This window comes from Leifsonia shinshuensis (genome assembly GCF_014217625.1).
In the GTDB taxonomy this organism is placed as follows: domain Bacteria; phylum Actinomycetota; class Actinomycetes; order Actinomycetales; family Microbacteriaceae; genus Leifsonia; species Leifsonia shinshuensis_A.
Genome location: NZ_CP043641.1, coordinates 1,395,218 through 1,411,781 on the forward strand (window position 1 = coordinate 1,395,218; position 16,564 = coordinate 1,411,781).

The 16,564-nt window shown below is 71.6% G+C and carries 17 protein-coding genes; 12 read left to right on the plus strand and 5 right to left on the minus strand.

Annotated features, from left to right (window positions below; translation table 11 throughout):
- Window positions 1-71: 71 nt before the first annotated feature.
- Window positions 72-1,367, plus strand: coding sequence for an MFS transporter (locus F1C12_RS06790; RefSeq protein WP_185278030.1), 1,296 nt, complete (start codon window positions 72-74; stop codon window positions 1,365-1,367).
- 12 nt (window positions 1,368-1,379) lie between these two features.
- Here the strand turns inward: F1C12_RS06790 and F1C12_RS06795 are convergent, their stop codons facing one another.
- The gene (locus tag F1C12_RS06795; protein ID WP_219732689.1) at window positions 1,380-1,817 is read right to left on the minus strand and encodes a type II toxin-antitoxin system VapC family toxin; all 438 of its coding nucleotides are present in this window, start codon (window positions 1,815-1,817) and stop codon (window positions 1,380-1,382) included.
- The gene (locus F1C12_RS06800) at window positions 1,814-2,050 is read right to left on the minus strand and encodes a type II toxin-antitoxin system Phd/YefM family antitoxin (protein WP_258046152.1); all 237 of its coding nucleotides are present in this window, start codon (window positions 2,048-2,050) and stop codon (window positions 1,814-1,816) included. Before F1C12_RS06800 ends, F1C12_RS06795 begins: the two co-directional genes overlap by 4 nt.
- 138 nt (window positions 2,051-2,188) lie before the next feature.
- On the opposite strand from F1C12_RS06800, the gene hpaH reads away from it, so the two are divergent.
- From hpaH to hpaD, 6 genes are all read left to right on the plus strand, one after another.
- Window positions 2,189-2,974, plus strand: a complete 786-nt coding sequence (hpaH, locus tag F1C12_RS06805) for a 2-oxo-hept-4-ene-1,7-dioate hydratase (RefSeq protein ID WP_185278032.1) — start codon at window positions 2,189-2,191, stop codon at window positions 2,972-2,974.
- Entirely contained in the window at window positions 2,959-3,768 is an 810-nt protein-coding gene (locus F1C12_RS06810; protein WP_185278033.1) for an aldolase/citrate lyase family protein, read from the plus strand. Before hpaH ends, F1C12_RS06810 begins: the two co-directional genes overlap by 16 nt.
- 84 nt (window positions 3,769-3,852) lie before the next feature.
- A complete protein-coding gene (locus tag F1C12_RS06815; protein ID WP_185278034.1) occupies window positions 3,853-5,286 on the plus strand; it encodes a fumarylacetoacetate hydrolase family protein in 1,434 nt (477 codons plus the stop codon).
- Window positions 5,268-5,981 (plus strand): GntR family transcriptional regulator, encoded by a 714-nt coding sequence (locus F1C12_RS06820; protein WP_185278035.1) that lies wholly within the window; start codon window positions 5,268-5,270, stop codon window positions 5,979-5,981. Before F1C12_RS06815 ends, F1C12_RS06820 begins: the two co-directional genes overlap by 19 nt.
- Window positions 5,982-6,013: 32 nt before the next feature.
- Window positions 6,014-7,510: a 5-carboxymethyl-2-hydroxymuconate semialdehyde dehydrogenase gene (gene hpaE / locus F1C12_RS06825; RefSeq protein ID WP_185278036.1), complete on the plus strand. Its 1,497-nt coding sequence runs from the start codon at window positions 6,014-6,016 to the stop codon at window positions 7,508-7,510.
- 13 nt (window positions 7,511-7,523) lie between these two features.
- The gene (gene hpaD, locus F1C12_RS06830; RefSeq protein ID WP_258046153.1) at window positions 7,524-8,597 is read left to right on the plus strand and encodes a 3,4-dihydroxyphenylacetate 2,3-dioxygenase; all 1,074 of its coding nucleotides are present in this window, start codon (window positions 7,524-7,526) and stop codon (window positions 8,595-8,597) included.
- A gap of 46 nt (window positions 8,598-8,643) precedes the next feature.
- On the opposite strand, the gene F1C12_RS06835 is transcribed toward hpaD, so the two are convergent.
- Window positions 8,644-8,979, minus strand: a complete 336-nt coding sequence (locus F1C12_RS06835) for an antibiotic biosynthesis monooxygenase family protein (protein ID WP_185278037.1) — start codon at window positions 8,977-8,979, stop codon at window positions 8,644-8,646.
- A gap of 123 nt (window positions 8,980-9,102) precedes the next feature.
- Here F1C12_RS06835 and F1C12_RS06840 point away from each other — a divergent pair, with 123 nt between their 5' ends.
- A complete protein-coding gene (locus F1C12_RS06840; RefSeq protein ID WP_185278038.1) occupies window positions 9,103-10,221 on the plus strand; it encodes a hypothetical protein in 1,119 nt (372 codons plus the stop codon).
- Here F1C12_RS06840 and F1C12_RS06845 read toward each other — a convergent pair.
- On the minus strand, window positions 10,218-10,760 hold the full coding sequence (locus F1C12_RS06845; RefSeq protein WP_185278039.1) for a cysteine hydrolase family protein: 543 nt from the start codon (window positions 10,758-10,760) through the stop codon (window positions 10,218-10,220). The genes F1C12_RS06840 and F1C12_RS06845 overlap by 4 nt on opposite strands.
- 57 nt (window positions 10,761-10,817) lie before the next feature.
- On the opposite strand from F1C12_RS06845, the gene F1C12_RS06850 reads away from it, so the two are divergent.
- The 4 genes from F1C12_RS06850 to F1C12_RS06865 all read left to right on the plus strand — a co-directional run bounded on the left by F1C12_RS06850 (window position 10,818) and on the right by F1C12_RS06865 (window position 14,033).
- A complete protein-coding gene (locus F1C12_RS06850; RefSeq protein ID WP_185278040.1) occupies window positions 10,818-11,264 on the plus strand; it encodes a (deoxy)nucleoside triphosphate pyrophosphohydrolase in 447 nt (148 codons plus the stop codon).
- Window positions 11,261-12,295: a zinc-dependent alcohol dehydrogenase family protein gene (locus F1C12_RS06855; RefSeq protein WP_185278041.1), complete on the plus strand. Its 1,035-nt coding sequence runs from the start codon at window positions 11,261-11,263 to the stop codon at window positions 12,293-12,295. The genes F1C12_RS06850 and F1C12_RS06855 overlap by 4 nt, the downstream gene beginning before the upstream one ends.
- Before the next feature lie 216 nt (window positions 12,296-12,511).
- Window positions 12,512-13,117: an HD domain-containing protein gene (locus F1C12_RS06860; RefSeq protein ID WP_185278042.1), complete on the plus strand. Its 606-nt coding sequence runs from the start codon at window positions 12,512-12,514 to the stop codon at window positions 13,115-13,117.
- 22 nt (window positions 13,118-13,139) lie between these two features.
- Window positions 13,140-14,033: a 3-methyladenine DNA glycosylase gene (locus F1C12_RS06865; RefSeq protein ID WP_258046154.1), complete on the plus strand. Its 894-nt coding sequence runs from the start codon at window positions 13,140-13,142 to the stop codon at window positions 14,031-14,033.
- On the opposite strand, the gene F1C12_RS06870 is transcribed toward F1C12_RS06865, so the two are convergent.
- Window positions 14,030-16,531 (minus strand): penicillin-binding protein, encoded by a 2,502-nt coding sequence (locus tag F1C12_RS06870; RefSeq protein WP_185278043.1) that lies wholly within the window; start codon window positions 16,529-16,531, stop codon window positions 14,030-14,032. The genes F1C12_RS06865 and F1C12_RS06870 overlap by 4 nt on opposite strands.
- Window positions 16,532-16,564 lie beyond the last annotated feature (33 nt).

A 16,564-nucleotide genomic window follows, 5' to 3' on the forward strand; every position in this document is an offset into this window, starting at 1 on the left:
CAGCATAGCGGGATGCGTCGCGCTTGCTCCGCCGGCCTCCGGCTTCCTACGCTGAGGCCCATGGAGCAGTCGTGACGTCCGCCGATCAGGTCCTCGCCGCGGATGAGGAACTGCGCCGCCGGGTCCAGCGCCGGACGCTCGCGGTCGTCGTCGCCAGCCAGGTGCTCGGCGGCGCCGGACTGGCCGCCGGCGTCACGGTCGGTGCGCTGCTGGCCCAGCAGCTCGTCGGCGCGGACTCGCTGGCGGGCCTCCCCGCCGCGCTCTTCACCCTCGGCTCGGCGGCCGCCGCGTTCCTCGTGGGCCGGGTCAGCCAGCGCCGGGGACGCCGGGTCGGACTCGGGCTCGGCTTCTGCGCGGGCGGCCTCGGCGCGCTCGGCGTCGTCGGCGCGGCGGCTGTCGGGAGCGTGCCGCTGCTGTTCGTGGCGCTCCTGGTCTACGGCGCAGGCACGGCCACGAACCTGCAGGCGCGCTACGCCGGTTCCGACCTCGCGGCCCCGTCCGCACGCGGAACAGCGGTGAGCGTCGCGCTCGTCTCCACGACGCTGGGCGCGGTCGCCGGCCCCAACCTCGTCGCGCCGATGGGCTCGCTCGCCGTCGCGCTCGGCATCCCCGCGCTGGCCGGGCCGTTCCTGCTCGCAGCGGTGGCCTACCTCGCCGCGGGACTCGTGCTGTCGCTGCTGCTGCGTCCCGATCCACTGCTGCTCGCCCGGAGGCTGGCGGCGGACGCGGAGGCGGCGGCGAAGCCCGACGCGGCGAACCCCGGCACGGCGAAGGAGGCGCCCGCGACGGAACCCGCCCCCATCGGCCGCGGCGCGATCGTCGGCGCCGCCGTCATGATCCTCACCCAGATCGCGATGGTCGCCATCATGACGATGACGCCCGTCGAGATGCGCGCCCACCACCACGACCTGTCCGAGGTCGGCGTCGTCATCGGCATCCACATCGCCGCGATGTACCTGCCGTCCCCGCTCACCGGCCTGCTCGTGGACCGCGTCGGCCGCATCCCGATGGCCGTCGCGGCCGCGGTCACCCTGCTCGCCGCCGGGATCGTCGGCGCCGTCGCGCCCGCGGACTCGCTCGGCCTCCTGGTGCTGGCCCTCGCCCTCCTCGGCCTCGGCTGGAACTTCGGCCTGATCTCGGGCACCGCCCTGGTCGTGGACGCGACCACTCCCGCCAACCGGGCCCGCACGCAGGGCACGATCGACGTCCTGATCGCTCTGGCGGGCGCGGGCGGCGGCGCGATGTCCGGCGTCGTCATGGCGAGCGCCGGCTACGCGCTGCTGTCGATCGCGGGCGGGCTGCTCTCGGCGCTCCTCGTGCCGGTGGTGTTCTGGGCGATGCGACCGCGCGCGGCCGCGCAAGCCTGACCGATACCGGCGCTACTCGCTCACGGCCTTCGCGAGCCGGGTGATCCACGGGTTGAACATCCGGACCCGGAAGGGCTCGAAGTCGCGCGAGTTCCGGGTGACGAGCGTGAGGTTCCCGATCTCCGCCGTCGCCGCGATCAGAGCGTCCCGCTCGGGCCGCGGATCGGGCACGTGATAGCCGGCGGCATAACCCGCGATCTCACCGTCGATCGGGAGGATGCGCTCGGAGAAGATCATCATCACGTCGTCCTGCCAGCGCCGCAGCATGATCCCCTGCGCCGGGTCGACACGCTCCTTGCGTTGGATGCCCAGCTCGAGCTCGAAGATCGTGACCGCCGAGATATGGAGCGAGTACGGGTTCTGCCGCTCGAGCCAGCGGACGACGTCCGGATCCTCACGCTCGGGGCGCCGGGTCGCGGACAAGGTCATCGTGTCGAGCAGCCACTTCACAGGTCGATCTCTTTCGCCTCGAAGTTCATGGGCGGGAAGTCGGCGTCGAAGTCGCCGTCGTCGTCCTGGCGCAGGAGGTCGACGATGTTGTCGAGCTCGCCCTTCAACTGGCGATAGTCGGTGTACGTCAGGAGGACGAACGACGGCGTGCCGCGATCCGTGATGATCAGAGGCTCGCGTGCCGCCTCCCGCTTCGCCGCCGAGGCGTCCTGGTTGAAGTCTCTCGCTGTCATGATGGCCATGATTACCCCCCGATGTAGCTACGTAGGCACAAAACTAGCACCCATCGAACGCTCCCGGATGATATACGATCCTGAACAGGCTCTCTCCGAGCCGGGATGACGCCCTCCGACGACGACAGGGAGCCGCCGATGCTCGACACTTCCACCATCCACGCGATCGCGGACGAGCTCGCGACCGCCGAGCGCCAGCGCACGACGGTCCCGCTGCTCACCGCCCGCCACCCCGGCATGACCGTGGAGGACTCCTACGCCGTGCAGCGCGTCTGGGTCGAGCGCGGACTCGCCGCCGGGCGCAGGCTGGTCGGGCGCAAGATCGGGCTGACCTCGAAGGTGATGCAGCAGGCGACCGGGATCACCGAGCCCGACTATGGGGCGATCTTCGCAGACATGGTCCACGAGACCGGATCCGTGATCCCGTTCGACCAGTACTCGAACGTCCGGATCGAGGTCGAGCTCGCCTTCGTCCTCGCCGAGCCGTTGGAGGGGCCGGACGCCACGCTGTTCGACGTGCTCGACGCGACGAAGTACGTCGTGCCCGCGCTGGAGATCCTCAGCTCGCGCATCGAGTTGCAGGGCCGCACCATCGTCGACACCATCTCCGACAACGCCGCGATGGGCGGCATGGTCGTCGGCGGACGGCCGGTCGCGGCGGACGCGGTCGACCTCCGCTGGGTCTCCGCGCTGCTCTACCGCAACGAGAGCGTCGAGGAGTCCGGCGTCGCCGCCGCCGTGCTCGACCACCCCGCCGCCGGCGTCGCCTGGCTCGCGAACAAGCTCGCGCAGCACGGCACGCGGCTGGAGGCCGGCGACATCGTCCTCGCCGGCTCCTTCACCCGCCCGCTCTGGGTGGAGCGCGGCGACACCATCCACGCCGACTACGGGACCCTGGGAGCCGTGACATGCCGATTCGCCTGACCCCCGCCGCGACCTTCGCCGACCGCCTCCGCGCGGCCGACCGGACCCTGTACGGGATCTGGTCCTGCGCCGGGAGCCCGCTCGTCGCGGAGATCTGCGCAGGCAGCGGGCTCGACATCCTCCTGATCGACGGCGAGCACTCCCCCGTCGGGCTGGAGTCGATCCTGGCCCAGCTGCAGGCGGCGGCCGCCTACCCGGTCGTCCCGGTCGTGCGCGCGCCGATCGGGGACGCGGTGATCCTCAAGCAGCTGCTCGACCTGGGCGCGCAGAACGTCCTCGTGCCGATGGTGTCCAGCGCGGCGGAGGCCGAGGAGATGGTGCGGGCGGTGCGGTATCCGCCGCTCGGCGTCCGCGGCGTCGGCAGCGCGCTCGCCCGCTCGTCGCGGTGGAGCCGGATCCCCGACTACCTGGCACGCGCCCACGAGCTGGTGTCACTGACCGTCCAGATCGAGACCACCGACGGCCTCGCGGCCGCGGCGGCGATCGCGGCGGTGGAGGGCGTGGACGCGCTGCTCGTCGGCCCGGCCGACCTGGCGGCGTCGATGGGTCTGCTCGGGCAGCAGGACCACCCGGACGTGGTCGCGGCCGTCGAGGACGTCATCCGCGCCGGCCGCGAGGCCGGCACCCCGGTGGGCGTCAACGCGTTCGACCCGGCGATGGCCGCGCGGTACGCGGAGGCAGGCGCGGCGTACGTGCTGGTCGGCAGCGACGTGACGCTGCTGGCACGGGCGTCCGAAGGACTCGCGACGCGGTTCGTCGGCGACGCCGGCGGCCCCGCTCCGGCCGCCTACTGATCGGGCGCCCTTGCCCATCCCGATTCGATCGTATATGATCTCGAATACGTTCCATCCATCCCCGACGACGAGGAGACCTGAGCTGTGAGCGACATCGGCCGGCCCGGCAAGATCATCGCGGTGCACCTCAACTACCGCTCGCGCGCCGCGCAACGCGGCCGCACCCCGGCGCAGCCGTCGTACTTCTTCAAGCCCGCGTCCTCGGTCGCGGCCTCGGGCGACGTGCTCGAGCGTCCCACCGGGACAGAGCTCCTCGCCTTCGAGGGCGAGGTCGCGCTCATCATCGGCCGGCCCACCCGCCGGGTCTCCCCCGCCGAAGGCTGGGCGGCCGTCTCGGGCATCACCGCCGCGAACGACTTCGGCCTCTACGATCTGCGCGCAGCCGACAAGGGCTCGAACGTCCGCTCGAAGGGCGGCGACGGCTTCACCCCGCTCGGCGCCGCCGTCATCCCGGCCGCGGCCATCGACCCGGACGCCGTGCGGGTGCGCACCTGGCTGAACGGCGAGCTGGTGCAGGAGGGGACGAGCGACGATCTGCTGTTCCCGTTCGGCCAGCTGGTCGCGGACCTCTCGCAGCTCATGACTCTGGAGCCGGGCGACGTCATCCTCACCGGCACGCCCGCCGGGTCGTCCGTCACGCAGCCGGGCGACATCGTGGAGGTGGAGGTCGACGCCCCGACGGCGCCTGGCGCCCCGACCTCCGGCCGGCTGGTCACCCGGATCACAGAGGGCACGGTCCCGTTCGGGGACTTCGGCACGAAGCCGACCGTGGATGACGTACAGCGCTCCGAGGCCTGGGGAACGCCTCCGACGCCCGCCTTCACGTTGACCGACGACCTCCGCGCCCAGCTCGCCTCCGTCGCCACCGCGACCCTCAGCTCGCAGCTGCGCAAGCGCGGCCTGAACGCCGTCTCCATCGACGGTCTCACCTCCACCCGCCCCGGCGCGAAGCTGATCGGCACGGCGCGGACCCTCCGCTACCTCCCCGGCCGCGAGGACCTGTTCGCGTCGCACGGCGGCGGCTACAACGCCCAGAAGCGGGCGTTCGACGCGGTCGGCGCCGGCGAGGTGCTCGTGATCGAGGCCCGCGGCGAGCGCGGCAGCGGCACTGTCGGCGACGTCCTGGCGCTGCGCGCGCAGGTGAAGGGCGCGGCCGGCATCGTGACCGACGGCGGCGTCCGCGACCTCGCGGAGGTGGCCGCCCTCGACATCCCGACGTACCACGCCGGCCCGCACCCGGCGGTGCTGGGCCGCAAGCACGTTCCGTGGGACGCGGACATCGCGATCGCCTGCGGCGGCGCGACCGTCCTGCCCGGCGACGTGATCGTGGGCGACGCGGACGGGCTCCTCGTCATCCCGCCCGGCCTCGTCGCCGAGGTGGTCGCAGACGCGATCGAGCAGGAGCGCGAGGAGGAGTTCATCGCGGAGATGGTGCGCGGCGGCGTGAAGGTCGACGGGCTGTTCCCGATGAACGCGGAGTGGAAGGAGCGGTACCGCGCATGGCTGACGCAGCACTGAACGCGGTCGCGCCGAGCAAGTCGCAGCTCGCCTACGAGTTCGTCCGCGCCCGGATCGAGGACGGCCGCTACGTGTCGGGCTACCGGCTGGTGCTCGGGGCGATCGCCGGCGAGCTCGGCATCAGCGTGGTCCCGGTGCGCGAGGCGATCCGGCGGCTGGAGGCCGAGGGCCTGGTGACGTTCGAGAAGAACGTGGGCGCCCAGGTCGCTTTCCTGCATCCCACCGAGTACACGTACACGATGGAGACGCTGGCGCTCGTGGAGGGCGCGGCCACCCAGATGTCGGCGCCGCGGCTCACGGCCGACCATCTGCGCCGGGCGCGCCAGGTCAACGACGCCATGATCGCAAGCCTCGGCGGCTTCGACCCGCACCGCTTCACCCAGCTCAACCAGGAGTTCCATTCGGTGCTCTACGAGGAGTGCCCGAACCCGCACATCCTCGACCTCGTGCACCGCGGCTGGAATCGGCTCGCCGTCCTCCGCGACTCCGTCTTCAGCTTCGTGCCCGGTCGCGCACGCGAGTCGGTCGCCGAGCACGAGCACATCGTCGCCCTCATCGAGTCGGGCGCCGAGCCGCTCGAGATCGAGCTCGCCGCCCGCCGCCACCGGCTGGCCACCCTGGACGCCTTCCGCGCCTATCAGCGCGGTCACGCGTCCCCGGATGAGCACGACGAGCACGACGAGCACGACCACTGATCCACCCTCTTCCGAATCCCAGGAGGCCGCGCATGCCGCAGCACCACGTCCCTGCCGGTCTTCCGGCGAAGATCCAGCACTTCATCGACGGGAGGTTCGTCGACAGCGTCTCGGGGAAGACGTTCGACGTGCTCGACCCGGTGTCCAACGAGACCTACGTGCAGGCCGCCGCCGGGCAGAAGGAGGACATCGACCTCGCCGTCGCCGCAGCGAAGCGCGCGTTCCAGGAGGGCCCCTGGCCGCGGATGAAGCCGCGGGAGCGCGCCCGCGTCCTGAACCGCATCGCCGACGCCGTCGCCGCGCAGGACGCCCGGCTCGCGGAGCTGGAGACCTTCGACACCGGGCTGCCGATCACACAGGCGCTCGGCCAGGCGCAGCGCGCGGCCGAGAACTTCCGGTTCTTCGCCGACCTGATCGTGGCGCAGGCCGACGACGCCTACAAGGTACCGGGCAGCCAGCTCAACTACGTCAACCGCAAGCCGATCGGCGTCGCCGGGCTCATCACCCCGTGGAACACGCCGTTCATGCTGGAGAGCTGGAAGCTCGCCCCCGCGCTCGCGACCGGCAACACCGTCGTGCTCAAGCCGGCCGAGTTCACCCCGCTGTCCGCGTCGCTGTGGGCGGAGATCTTCCGCGAGGCGGGCGTGCCGGACGGCGTGTTCAACCTGGTCAACGGCCTGGGTGAGGAGGCGGGTGACGCGCTGGTGAAGCACCCGGACGTCCCGCTCATTTCGTTCACCGGTGAGAGCAGCACCGGCCAGCTCATCTTCGCCAACGCGGCTCCCTTCCTGAAGGGCCTGTCGATGGAGCTCGGCGGCAAGTCCCCCGCCGTGGTCTTCGCCGACGCCGACCTGGACGCCGCGATCGACTCCACCCTGTTCGGCGTCTTCTCGCTGAACGGCGAGCGCTGCACCGCCGGCTCCCGCATCCTGGTCGAGCGCGCCGTCTACGACGAATTCTGCGAGCGGTACGCCGAGCGCGCGAAGCGCATCGTGGTCGGCGACCCGCACGACCCGAAGACCGAGGTCGGCGCGCTCGTCCACCCCGAGCACTACGCGAAGGTGATGAGCTACGTCGAGCTCGGCAAGCAGGAGGGCCGCCTGCTCGCCGGCGGCGGCCGCCCCGAGGGCATCGACCACGGCAACTACATCGCCCCGACCGTGTTCGCCGATGTCGCGCCCGACGCGCGCATCTTCCAGGAGGAGATCTTCGGCCCGGTCGTCGCGATCACGCCGTTCGACTCCGACGCCGAGGCCCTGGAGCTCGCCAACGGGGTGAAGTACGGCCTCGCCGCCTACCTCTGGACCAACGACCTCACCCGCGCCCACACTTTCGCCCAGAACGTGGAGGCCGGGATGGTCTGGCTCAACTCGCACAACGTCCGCGACCTCCGCACCCCGTTCGGCGGAGTGAAGGCCTCGGGCCTCGGGCACGAGGGCGGCTACCGCTCCATCGACTTCTACACCGACCAGCAGGCCGTCCACATCACGCTGGGTCCGGTCCACACGCCGCGCTTCGGCGCAGAATGACGAAGGAGTCAGCATGAGCACCCCCATCCCCACCCCCGCCTCCGCCCCGCCGGACGTCGTCCGCGCCGCGTACATGGAGCTCGTCGTCACCGACCTGCAGGCCAGTCGCGACTTCTACGTCGACGTGCTCGGCTTGCACATCACCGAGGAGGACGAGGACGCGGTCTACCTGCGCAGCCTCGAGGAGTTCATCCACCACAACCTCGTGCTGCGGAAGGGCCCGGTCGCGGCCGTCGCCGCGTTCGCGTACCGCGTCCGCACCCCCGAGGACCTGGACCGCGCCGTCGCGTTCTACACCGAGCTCGGCTGCCGGGTCGAGCGCCGGGCCGGTGGCTTCACGAAGGGCGTCGGCGACAGCGTCCGCGTGGAGGACCCGCTGGGCTTCCCGTACGAGTTCTTCTACGACGTGCAGCACGTCGAGCGCCTGACCTGGAACTACGAGGCGCACACCCCCGGAGAGCTCGTGCGCATCGACCACTTCAACCAGGTGACGCCGGACGTGCCACGCGCCGTGAAGTACATGGAGGACCTGGGCTTCCGGGTGACGGAGGACATCCAGGACGAGGCGGGCACGACGTACGCGGCGTGGATGCGCCGCAAGCCCACCGTGCACGACACCGCGATGACCGGCGGCGACGGCCCGCGCATGCACCATGTCGCGTTCTCCACGCACGAGAAGCACAACATCATCGCGATCTGCGACAAGCTCGGCGCCCTCCGCCGCAGCGACGCCATCGAGCGCGGCCCCGGTCGGCACGGCGTCTCCAACGCGTTCTACCTGTACCTGCGCGACCCCGACGGCCACCGCGTGGAGATCTACACGCAGGACTACTACACCGGCGACCCGGACAACCCGGTCGTCACCTGGGACGTCCACGACAACCAGCGCCGCGACTGGTGGGGCAACCCGGTCGTGCCCTCCTGGTACACGGACGCGTCCCCGGTGCTCGACCTCGACGGCAACGTCCAGCCGCTCACCACCCGCACGGACGACTCCGAGATGGCGGTCACGATCGGCGCGGACGGGTTCTCGTACACGCGCAAGGACGACACCGAGCACGGGTTCAAGCTGGGGGCGCAGCTCTAGCGGCGGTTCGCCGGAGGTCGCGGCCGCCCTGGATGTTCGAACGGACTCAGGCGGTCGCGGCCGCCGGCGGCACGTGCTCCAAGCCCAGCCCCTGCTGCCCGTACGTGGTCAGCACCTCCGCGATCACCACGCGGTACGGCCCGATCCAGCGCTCGTGGACGCTCTTGGCCTCCTTGTGCACGGGCATCCCGATCAGCTGGTGCAGCGCCTCCAGGGTCTCCCAGTAGTAGATCTCGGCGTGCAGGCCGGTGGTCTCGTTGTGCCACTCCTCCTCGCCGAGGAACCCCGGGATGACGCGGGCGCGCGCCGCGATCTCGTCGTTGAACCGGTGGAATTCGTCGTCGTAGGGCTTCGCCTCGAAGATGAAGGTCGACGTGTACACGGCACTCCCCTCGCCGGGTGAAAAGTACCACGAATCCGCCAGCCAGCAGCGGGCCGCTCGCGCCTACGCTGGGGCTGTCAACGCCGATTCCCGACGCCGACGCCCGGACGATCGGAGCGCACCATGGGATGGAGACTCAAGAACCTGACGACGGCGACCTCGGGGGCGCCGCACGCCGTGTACCAGCCGACGGGGTGGCTGTTCGCGCAGTTCACGCGCCACGTCGTGTTCCAGGGCTACAGCTCCCTCACCGGCGGCGACGGGCAGCTCTACGAGCTGTACTGCAGCGCGAGCGACGACTGGAACGTGAAGAACCTCGTCTCCGAGGCGGGTGGCGCGGCGGCCGCGACCAACTCCAACGGCTACATCTGGGCGCACCAGGGCTCGCAGCACGTGGTGTACCAGGGTCAGCGGTTCGACGGCCACGTGCACGAGCTCTGGTACACGGAGGACGACGGCTGGAACGCGAACGACCTCACCGACGCCGCCGGCGCACCGCTCACCCTGTCGCAGCCGTACGGCTACGAGACGTACTACGACGGCACGCAGCGCGTCGTCTACCAGGCGCGCGGCGGCGGCCACATCCACGAGCTGAGCAACTCCGGGAACGGCTGGCACGACCTCGACCTGACCGCGGCGACCGGCGCGCCGCCCTGCGCCGCCGACGCCGCGCCGACCGGCTACTCGTTCGAGGACCAGAAGACCGCGCACGTGCTGGTGCGCACCGACCTGGGCCACGTCCTGGAGTTCTGGCGGGACACCGCCTGGCACTGGAACGACCTCACCCTGGCGACCGGCGCTCCGGTCGTGAGCGACGCGGAGACGGTGAACGGCTACGTGTTCCGCGGCCAGGGCACGCAGCACATCGATTACGTGAGCGGCAGCGGGCGCCTGATCGAGCTGTGGTGGGACACCACGGGCTGGCACTACTTCGACCTCACCACCGCCGCCTCCGCGGTCACTCCGTACTCGACGTCCAGCCCCGCCGGCTACGCGTTCGAGGCCGGCCTCTTCCAGCCGGTCGCCACGCAGCACGTGATCTTCACGGGACGCGACAACTTCGTGCACGAGCTCTGGTGGCAGGAGGGCGTGTGGCACACCAACGACATCGGCCCGCGCATGGGGGCGCCGGCGATCGTGGGCGACCCGGTGGCGTTCGTGGAGGTCGACGAGGGGTCGCAGAACGTGTTCTACCTGAGCGACGCACACGAGATCATCGAGCTGCGCTGGACGGTGAGCTAGAGCCCGACCTCCGCCGCACTCGCCACCCCGAACTCCTGCCCCGGGTACCGCAGCCCCGAGAAGTACCGGTTCGTGTGCGCCACGATCTGCTCCGCGCCGATGGTCACGCCCTCCCACTCCGCGTCGGTCGTGGTGTGCGCGTCGCCGACGAGCACGACGTCGTAGCCGCGGACCGCCGCGCTCTGCGTCGTGGTGCGGATGCAGTAGTCGGTCTGCGCGCCCGCGACGACCAGGCGGGTGACGTCGAGAGACTCCAGCACCTCGTCCAGGTCGGTGCCCGCGAACGCGTCGCGGTACTCCTTGCGGACCAGCCGCTCGCCCCTCGCCGGGACCAGCCCGTCGGCGAGCTGCCACGGGGCGCTCTCCCACGGGAGGTCTTCGGTCTCGTGCTGCACCCAGACCACCGGCGTGCCGGCGGCCCGCGCCCGGTCGACCAGGGCGGCGGCCCGGGCGACGACGGCGTCCGCGTCCAGGCAGCCGGGGAGGACCCCCTTCTGCAGGTCGATCACGAGCAGGGCGGTGGGGTTCGAGTCGGTCACGTGACCATCCTGGCATCCCCGGGTCGGCAGGATGGGACGGTGCGGCAGGATGGGACGGTGACCTCTCCGAGCCGGACCCTCCAGGTCGTCGCCGCCGTGATCGTGCGCGACGGCGCCGTGCTCGCCTGCCGGCGGGCTCCGCACAAGGACGCCGCGGGCCGGTGGGAGTTCCCGGGCGGCAAAGTGGAGGCGGGCGAGACGCCGGAGGCTGCGCTGGCACGGGAGCTGCGCGAGGAGCTCGGCGTGGACGTCCGGGTGGGCGCTCTGCTCGACCGGACCGTGACCGGGCAGGTCGATCTGGCCTGCTACGCGGCGACGCTCCTCGGCCCGGCGCCGACGGCCTCCACGGATCACGACGCGCTGGAGTGGCGCGGGACGGGCGCGCTCGCCGGCCTCGACTGGGCCGATGCCGACCTGCCGGTCGTCGCACGGCTCGCCGAGCTGGAGGCGGAGGCGCTGACGGCGGCCGCGGCGGTCGCGCCGACCGAGGAGGAGGCCCGATGAAGGCGCTGTACTACGAGACGTTCTCCGGCCCGGTCGCGGTGCGCGACCTCCCGTCCCCCGAACTGCCGGACGGCGGCGCGCTGCTCCGGGTCGGCGCCTCCGGGCTGTGCCGCAGCGACTGGCACGCGTGGGCAGGACACGACGACTCGGTGCGGCTGCCGCACGTCCCCGGCCACGAGTTCGCCGGAGTCGTGGAGGCCGTCGGCGCGGGCGTCGAGCAGTGGCGGCCGGGCGACCGCGTCACGGCGCCGTTCGTCAACGGCTGCGGGCGCTGCGAGTGGTGCCTCTCGGGTCAGGCGCAGGTGTGCCCCGACCAGACCCAGCCGGGCTTCACGCACTGGGGATCGCACGCCGAACTGGTCGCGGTGCGGGCGGCAGACCTCAACCTGGTCGCGATCCCGGACGGACTCCCGGACGCCGCCGCGGCCGCCCTCGGCTGCCGGTTCGCCACCGCGTACCGGGCGCTGACGGCGCGCGCCGGCCTCGCGCAGGGCGAGTGGGTCGCGGTCTACGGCGCGGGCGGTGTCGGGCTGAGCGCGATCGTCATCGCCCGCGCCCTCGGCGCCCGGCCGATCGCGGTCGACCGCTCCCCCGCCGCGCTGGAGACGGCTGCCCGGCTCGGCGCCGAGCACGTGCTTGCGGCCGGCCCCGACGCCCCGCAGGCCGTCGCGGCGCTCACCGGCGGCGGCGCGCACGTGTCGGTGGACGCCGTCGGCTCCGCCGAGACCGCGACCGCGAGCGTCCTGTCGCTGCGCCGGCGTGGGCGACACGTGCAGATCGGCCTCCTCGCCGGCGGGATGCCCGTGCTGCCGCTGGACCGGGCGATCGCGTGGGAGCTGGACATCCTCGGCAGCCACGGGATGGCGGCCGCCGACTACCCGGGGATGCTCGCGCTCGTGGCGTCCGGCGCCCTGAGGCCGGAGCTGCTGGTCGGCCGCACGGTCGGGCTCGCGGAGGCCGCGCGCCTCCTCCCGCTCGCGGAGTCGGCCCCCTCCACCGGGATCACGGTGCTCGACCCGACGCTGCCGTAGCCCACCCGCACGCGATTCGTGACGAATGTCGCGTTTCGCCGCGACATTCACGCGATTCGTGCCGAATGTCGGCATCGCGATTCGTGACGAATGTCGCGTTTGGCCGCGGCATTCGCGACATTCGTGACGAATCGCGGCGGGACGCGGGGCGGAAGTCGGCACGAAATCGGCGACGCCCGGCCGGATCTGTGCGGCGCAGCACGCCAGGATGGAGGCATGCGCCTCGCCGACATCCCTGCCCCCGACACCGCCGCGGCCCGCGCCGCCCTGGAGCTCGCCACCGAGTACCACACGCCGTCCCTGCTCAACCACGTGCTGCGGTCGTGGCTGTGGGCGGAGGGCTTCGCCACCGTGGAGGGGCTGCACGGCATCGACCGGGAACTGCTCTACGTCTCGGCCGTCCTCCACGACATCGGGATCGTGCCCGCCTACGACAACCACACGCTCGCCTACGAGGACGCCGGCGGCCACGTCGCGAAGGCGCTCACCGCCGGAGCGGGCTGGCCGGCCGCTCGCCGGACCCGCGCGCACGAAGTGATCGTGCGGCACAACTGGCCGGAGGTCGACCCGGCCTTCGACCCGGAGGGCCACCTGCTGGAGATGGCGACGGCGCTCGACATCTCCGGCGTGCGGCCCGACGCGCTGCCGGAGGAGTTCCGGCGCGAAGTGGTGACGGCCTTCCCGCGGCTCGCGCTGGCCGCCGAGTTCACCGCGTGTGTCACCGACCAGGCCGAGCGCAAGCCGGACACCGCCGCGAGGCGGATCGTCGACCGCGGAGTCGCGGGCAAGCTGCTGCGCAACCCGCTGGAGACGCTGGGCTGACGCCGCGACGTATCCTCGTCTGGTGACCCTCCAGCTCCCCGCCGCCGACTGGCGCGCCCGCGAAGCCGCGCACGCCGAGCGCGCAGACGCACTCACGGCCGGTCACCGCGCCCGCGCCGCGCGCGGCGAGAAGCACCCCATCGAGGACTTCCTCTTCACCTACTACGCGTACTCGCCGTCCGTGCTGCGGCGCTGGCATCCCGGCGCCGGCGTCGAGCTGCTGGAGGCCGCGGGCGAGCCACGCGCGGCCTGGCGCTGGTACTCCCCCGGCGCGACGCCCGGCGGCCTCGTCGTCGACCGCGCCGCGATGGAGCGCGAGAAGGCGCCGCTGCTGGGCACGATCGAGCGCATCCTCCGCTCCACCGCCGCGCGGCCCGGCCGGTTCGGCTGCTTCGGCCTGCACGAGTGGGCGATGGTCTACCGCCAGGACGGGCACCGCCACGACGTCCCGCTGCGCCTCGGCCAGGACGGGACGGACGCCGTGGTGGAGGCCGCAGAGCTGCGCTGCACGCACATCGACGCGTTCCGCTTCTTCACGCCGGACGCGATCCCGCGCAACCGGTTCGCGCCGACGCGCGAGACGCAGCCCGAGCTGGAGCAGCCGGGTTGCCTGCACGCCGGCATGGACGTCTACAAGTGGGCGATGAAGCTCGGCCCGCTGGTCCCCGGCGAGGTGCTGCTCGACGCGTTCGAGCTCGCCCGCGACATCCGGCTGCTCGACATGCAGGCCTCCCCCTACGACATGCGGCCGTGGGGCGCGGAGCCCGTGCGGATCGAGACCGCCGACGGCAAGGCGGAGTACGTGCGCCGCCAGCGCGCGTTCGCCGAGCGGTCGAACGCGCTGCGCGCTCGGGTGCTCGACGCGTGGCCGGGCGGGCGCGCGATCACGCCCGCCGCGGACCGCGTCCCGGCCTAGCCGCCGTTCCCGCCGCCTCCGGTGCCGCCGCCCTTGCCGTTCCCCGGGGTGTTGGTCGGCTGCGGTGTCGCGGTGGTGGTCGGCGCCGGCGTCGAGGTGTTCTGTCCCGAGCTGAGCTGGATGGTGACGCTCGAGCCGCCGTCCACGGTGGAGCCCGACGACGGGTTCGTGCCCGCGACGGTCCCGGCCGGCTGGCTGCTGGGCACCGGCGTCTGGTCGACCGTGACGGTCAGGCCGAGCGCCTGCAGCAGCGACGTCGCCTGGTCGGGCGTCTTGCCGCTGACGTCGGGGACCGTCACCTGGCTGCCGTACAGCACCGAGCTGTCCGGCTTCGGGAACGCGTCGCCGCCGTAGTAGGAGTCCAGCGCCTGCAGGATGGGCTTGGCGATCGAGAACTTGACGTTGCCGCCGCCGATGCCGTTGAAGTCGAGGCTGCGCAGCGCGGTCTGGCCGGAGACGTTGCCCACCCAGGTGGCCTGGGCGACCTTCGTGGTGGAGGTGATCATCCAGTTCTGCAGCGAGTTGTCCGTCGTACCCGTCTTGCCCATGATCGGCGTGCCGTCGTACGGGTTCGCGCTGGCCGCCGTGCCGCCGCCGCGCATGACGCCCTGCAGCGCGTACGTGATGCCGGCCGCGATCTTCTTCTGGAGGCCCTGGGTGCAGGTCGACGGGCTCACCTTGTGGGCGGAGCCGTCGGCGTTGATGACCTTGTCGATCGCGATCGGGGTGCAGACGGTTCCGCCGTTGGCGATACCCGCGTACGCGGTCGCCATGGTCAGCGGCGCGATGTTGTTCGTGCCGAGGATCATCGACGGGTACGAGTTCAGCTGCGCGCCGGTCTTCGCCGCGTGGACGCCGAGGCCCTGCGCCGCCTTGAGGATCGAGCAGAGGTCGGTCTTGGTGGCCATCATGGCGAACGCCGTGTTGACGGATTGGGCCGTCGCCGACATCACCGACAGCCGGCTCGCGGAGCCCTCGTCGTTGGACACCGGCCACGGTGGGCCGGAGACCGTCCCGCAGCTGCTGGAGAAGTCGGACATCGGGAAGGTGTGCTGGGAGGCGTCGATCGACTCGTACAGGCTGTGGCCGCCCTCCAGCCAGCCGGCGAGGTCGAACGCCTTGAACGTCGAGCCGGTCTGGAAGCCCTGCGAGCCTCCGTAGGCCTCATCGGTGTTGTAGTTCACCGCCGTCGTGCCCGGTTGCGGCTGGTCGGTGTTGTTGAAGGCCCGGTTCTCCACCATCGTGACGATGCGCCCGGTGCCCACCTCCACGGAGACGTTGGACGCGCCGATGTCGATGTCGGGGCGCGACCCCGGGATGTACTTCGACAGCGACTGCTGTGCGACCGACTGGAGGTCGAGGTTCAACGTCGTGTAGATCTTGAGCCCGCCGCGGTTGAGGGTCGTCCAGCGGTCGGCGCTGGTCTTGCCGTACGCCGGGTCGTTGAGGATGACGTCGCGTACGTAGTCGCAGAAGAACGCCGCGTTGACCTGCTGGGCGGCGGCGCAGCCCGAGGTGGTCGGGGTGACCGTCGGCTGGATGGCCGTCTTCTTGGCGGCGTCCCGGTCGGCCAGCGAGATCTTGTGGTTCACGTACATGCGGTCGAGCACGTAGTCGCGGCGGGCCTTGGTGAGCTTGTAGCCGTTGGCCGCGCCGTTGTCCTTGTTGTTCGGCTCGTCGATGCGGAGGTTCGACGGGTTGTTGACGATGGCGATCAGCGTCGCCGCCTGCGGGAGGCTGAGCTTGGCGGCGCTGGTGTTGAAGTAGTACTCGGACGCGGCCTCGATGCCGTAGATCTGGCCGCCGAAGCCGACGACGTTCAGGTAGCCGAGCAGGATGTCCTGTTTGCTGTACTTCTTCTCCAGGCCGACCGCGTAGCGCATCTCCTGGATCTTGCGCTGCAGGGTCACGCCCGCGGCGTCGTTGTAGCAGGCCTGAACCTTCTTCTGGTCGGTGAGCCCTTCGCAGTGCTCGACCTCCACGTTCTTGACGTACTGCTGCGTGATGGACGAGCCGCCCTGCACGCTGCCCCCGACGACCGTGGAGAGCGCGCCGCGCACGGTGCCGAACACGTCGACGGCGCCCTCGCTGTAGAAGCGGGGATCCTCGGCGGAGGTCGTGGCGTCCTTGGCCACCTGGGCGACATCGGCCCAGCCCACATCCTTGCGGTTCTGCGCGTAGAACTGGGCGATCGGAACGTCGTTGCCGCCCTGCTTGGCGTACACGGTGGAGTTCTGCGCGAACTGCCCGATGTTGAGGTCGCCCGGCAGCTTGTTGAAGTCGCTGATCCCTGCAGCCGCCGCTACGCCGGCTCCCAGGAAACCCGGAAGAAAGAACAAGGCGGAGAGCACCGCGGCGACGAGCGCGAGCGCCACCCACTGCACGATCGCGGCATTGCGCGAGCGCGGAGCACGCAGCTCGAACCGCTTGAGGGGCTCGAGGCGCTCGTCAATAGCCTGAAGGCGCGGGGAATTCTGGAATCTGTCCGGGTTGGGCACGTATCCACGCTTCCAGGGTCTGCTGTGGGACGG

Excerpts from the sequence above, each read along its gene's own strand:
- F1C12_RS06800 (WP_258046152.1), bottom strand. The coding sequence starts at position 2,050 with ATGACAGCGAGAGACTTCAACCAGGACGCCTCGGCGGCGAAGCGGGAG.
- F1C12_RS06855 (WP_185278041.1), top strand. The coding sequence starts at position 11,261 with ATGAAGGCGCTGTACTACGAGACGTTCTCCGGCCCGGTCGCGGTGCGC.
- hpaH (WP_185278032.1), top strand. The coding sequence starts at position 2,189 with ATGCTCGACACTTCCACCATCCACGCGATCGCGGACGAGCTCGCGACC.
- F1C12_RS06810 (WP_185278033.1), top strand. The coding sequence starts at position 2,959 with ATGCCGATTCGCCTGACCCCCGCCGCGACCTTCGCCGACCGCCTCCGC.
- F1C12_RS06860 (WP_185278042.1), top strand. The coding sequence starts at position 12,512 with ATGCGCCTCGCCGACATCCCTGCCCCCGACACCGCCGCGGCCCGCGCC.
- hpaE (WP_185278036.1), top strand. The coding sequence starts at position 6,014 with ATGCCGCAGCACCACGTCCCTGCCGGTCTTCCGGCGAAGATCCAGCAC.
- F1C12_RS06820 (WP_185278035.1), top strand. The coding sequence starts at position 5,268 with ATGGCTGACGCAGCACTGAACGCGGTCGCGCCGAGCAAGTCGCAGCTC.
- F1C12_RS06840 (WP_185278038.1), top strand. The coding sequence starts at position 9,103 with ATGGGATGGAGACTCAAGAACCTGACGACGGCGACCTCGGGGGCGCCG.
- hpaD (WP_258046153.1), top strand. The coding sequence starts at position 7,524 with ATGAGCACCCCCATCCCCACCCCCGCCTCCGCCCCGCCGGACGTCGTC.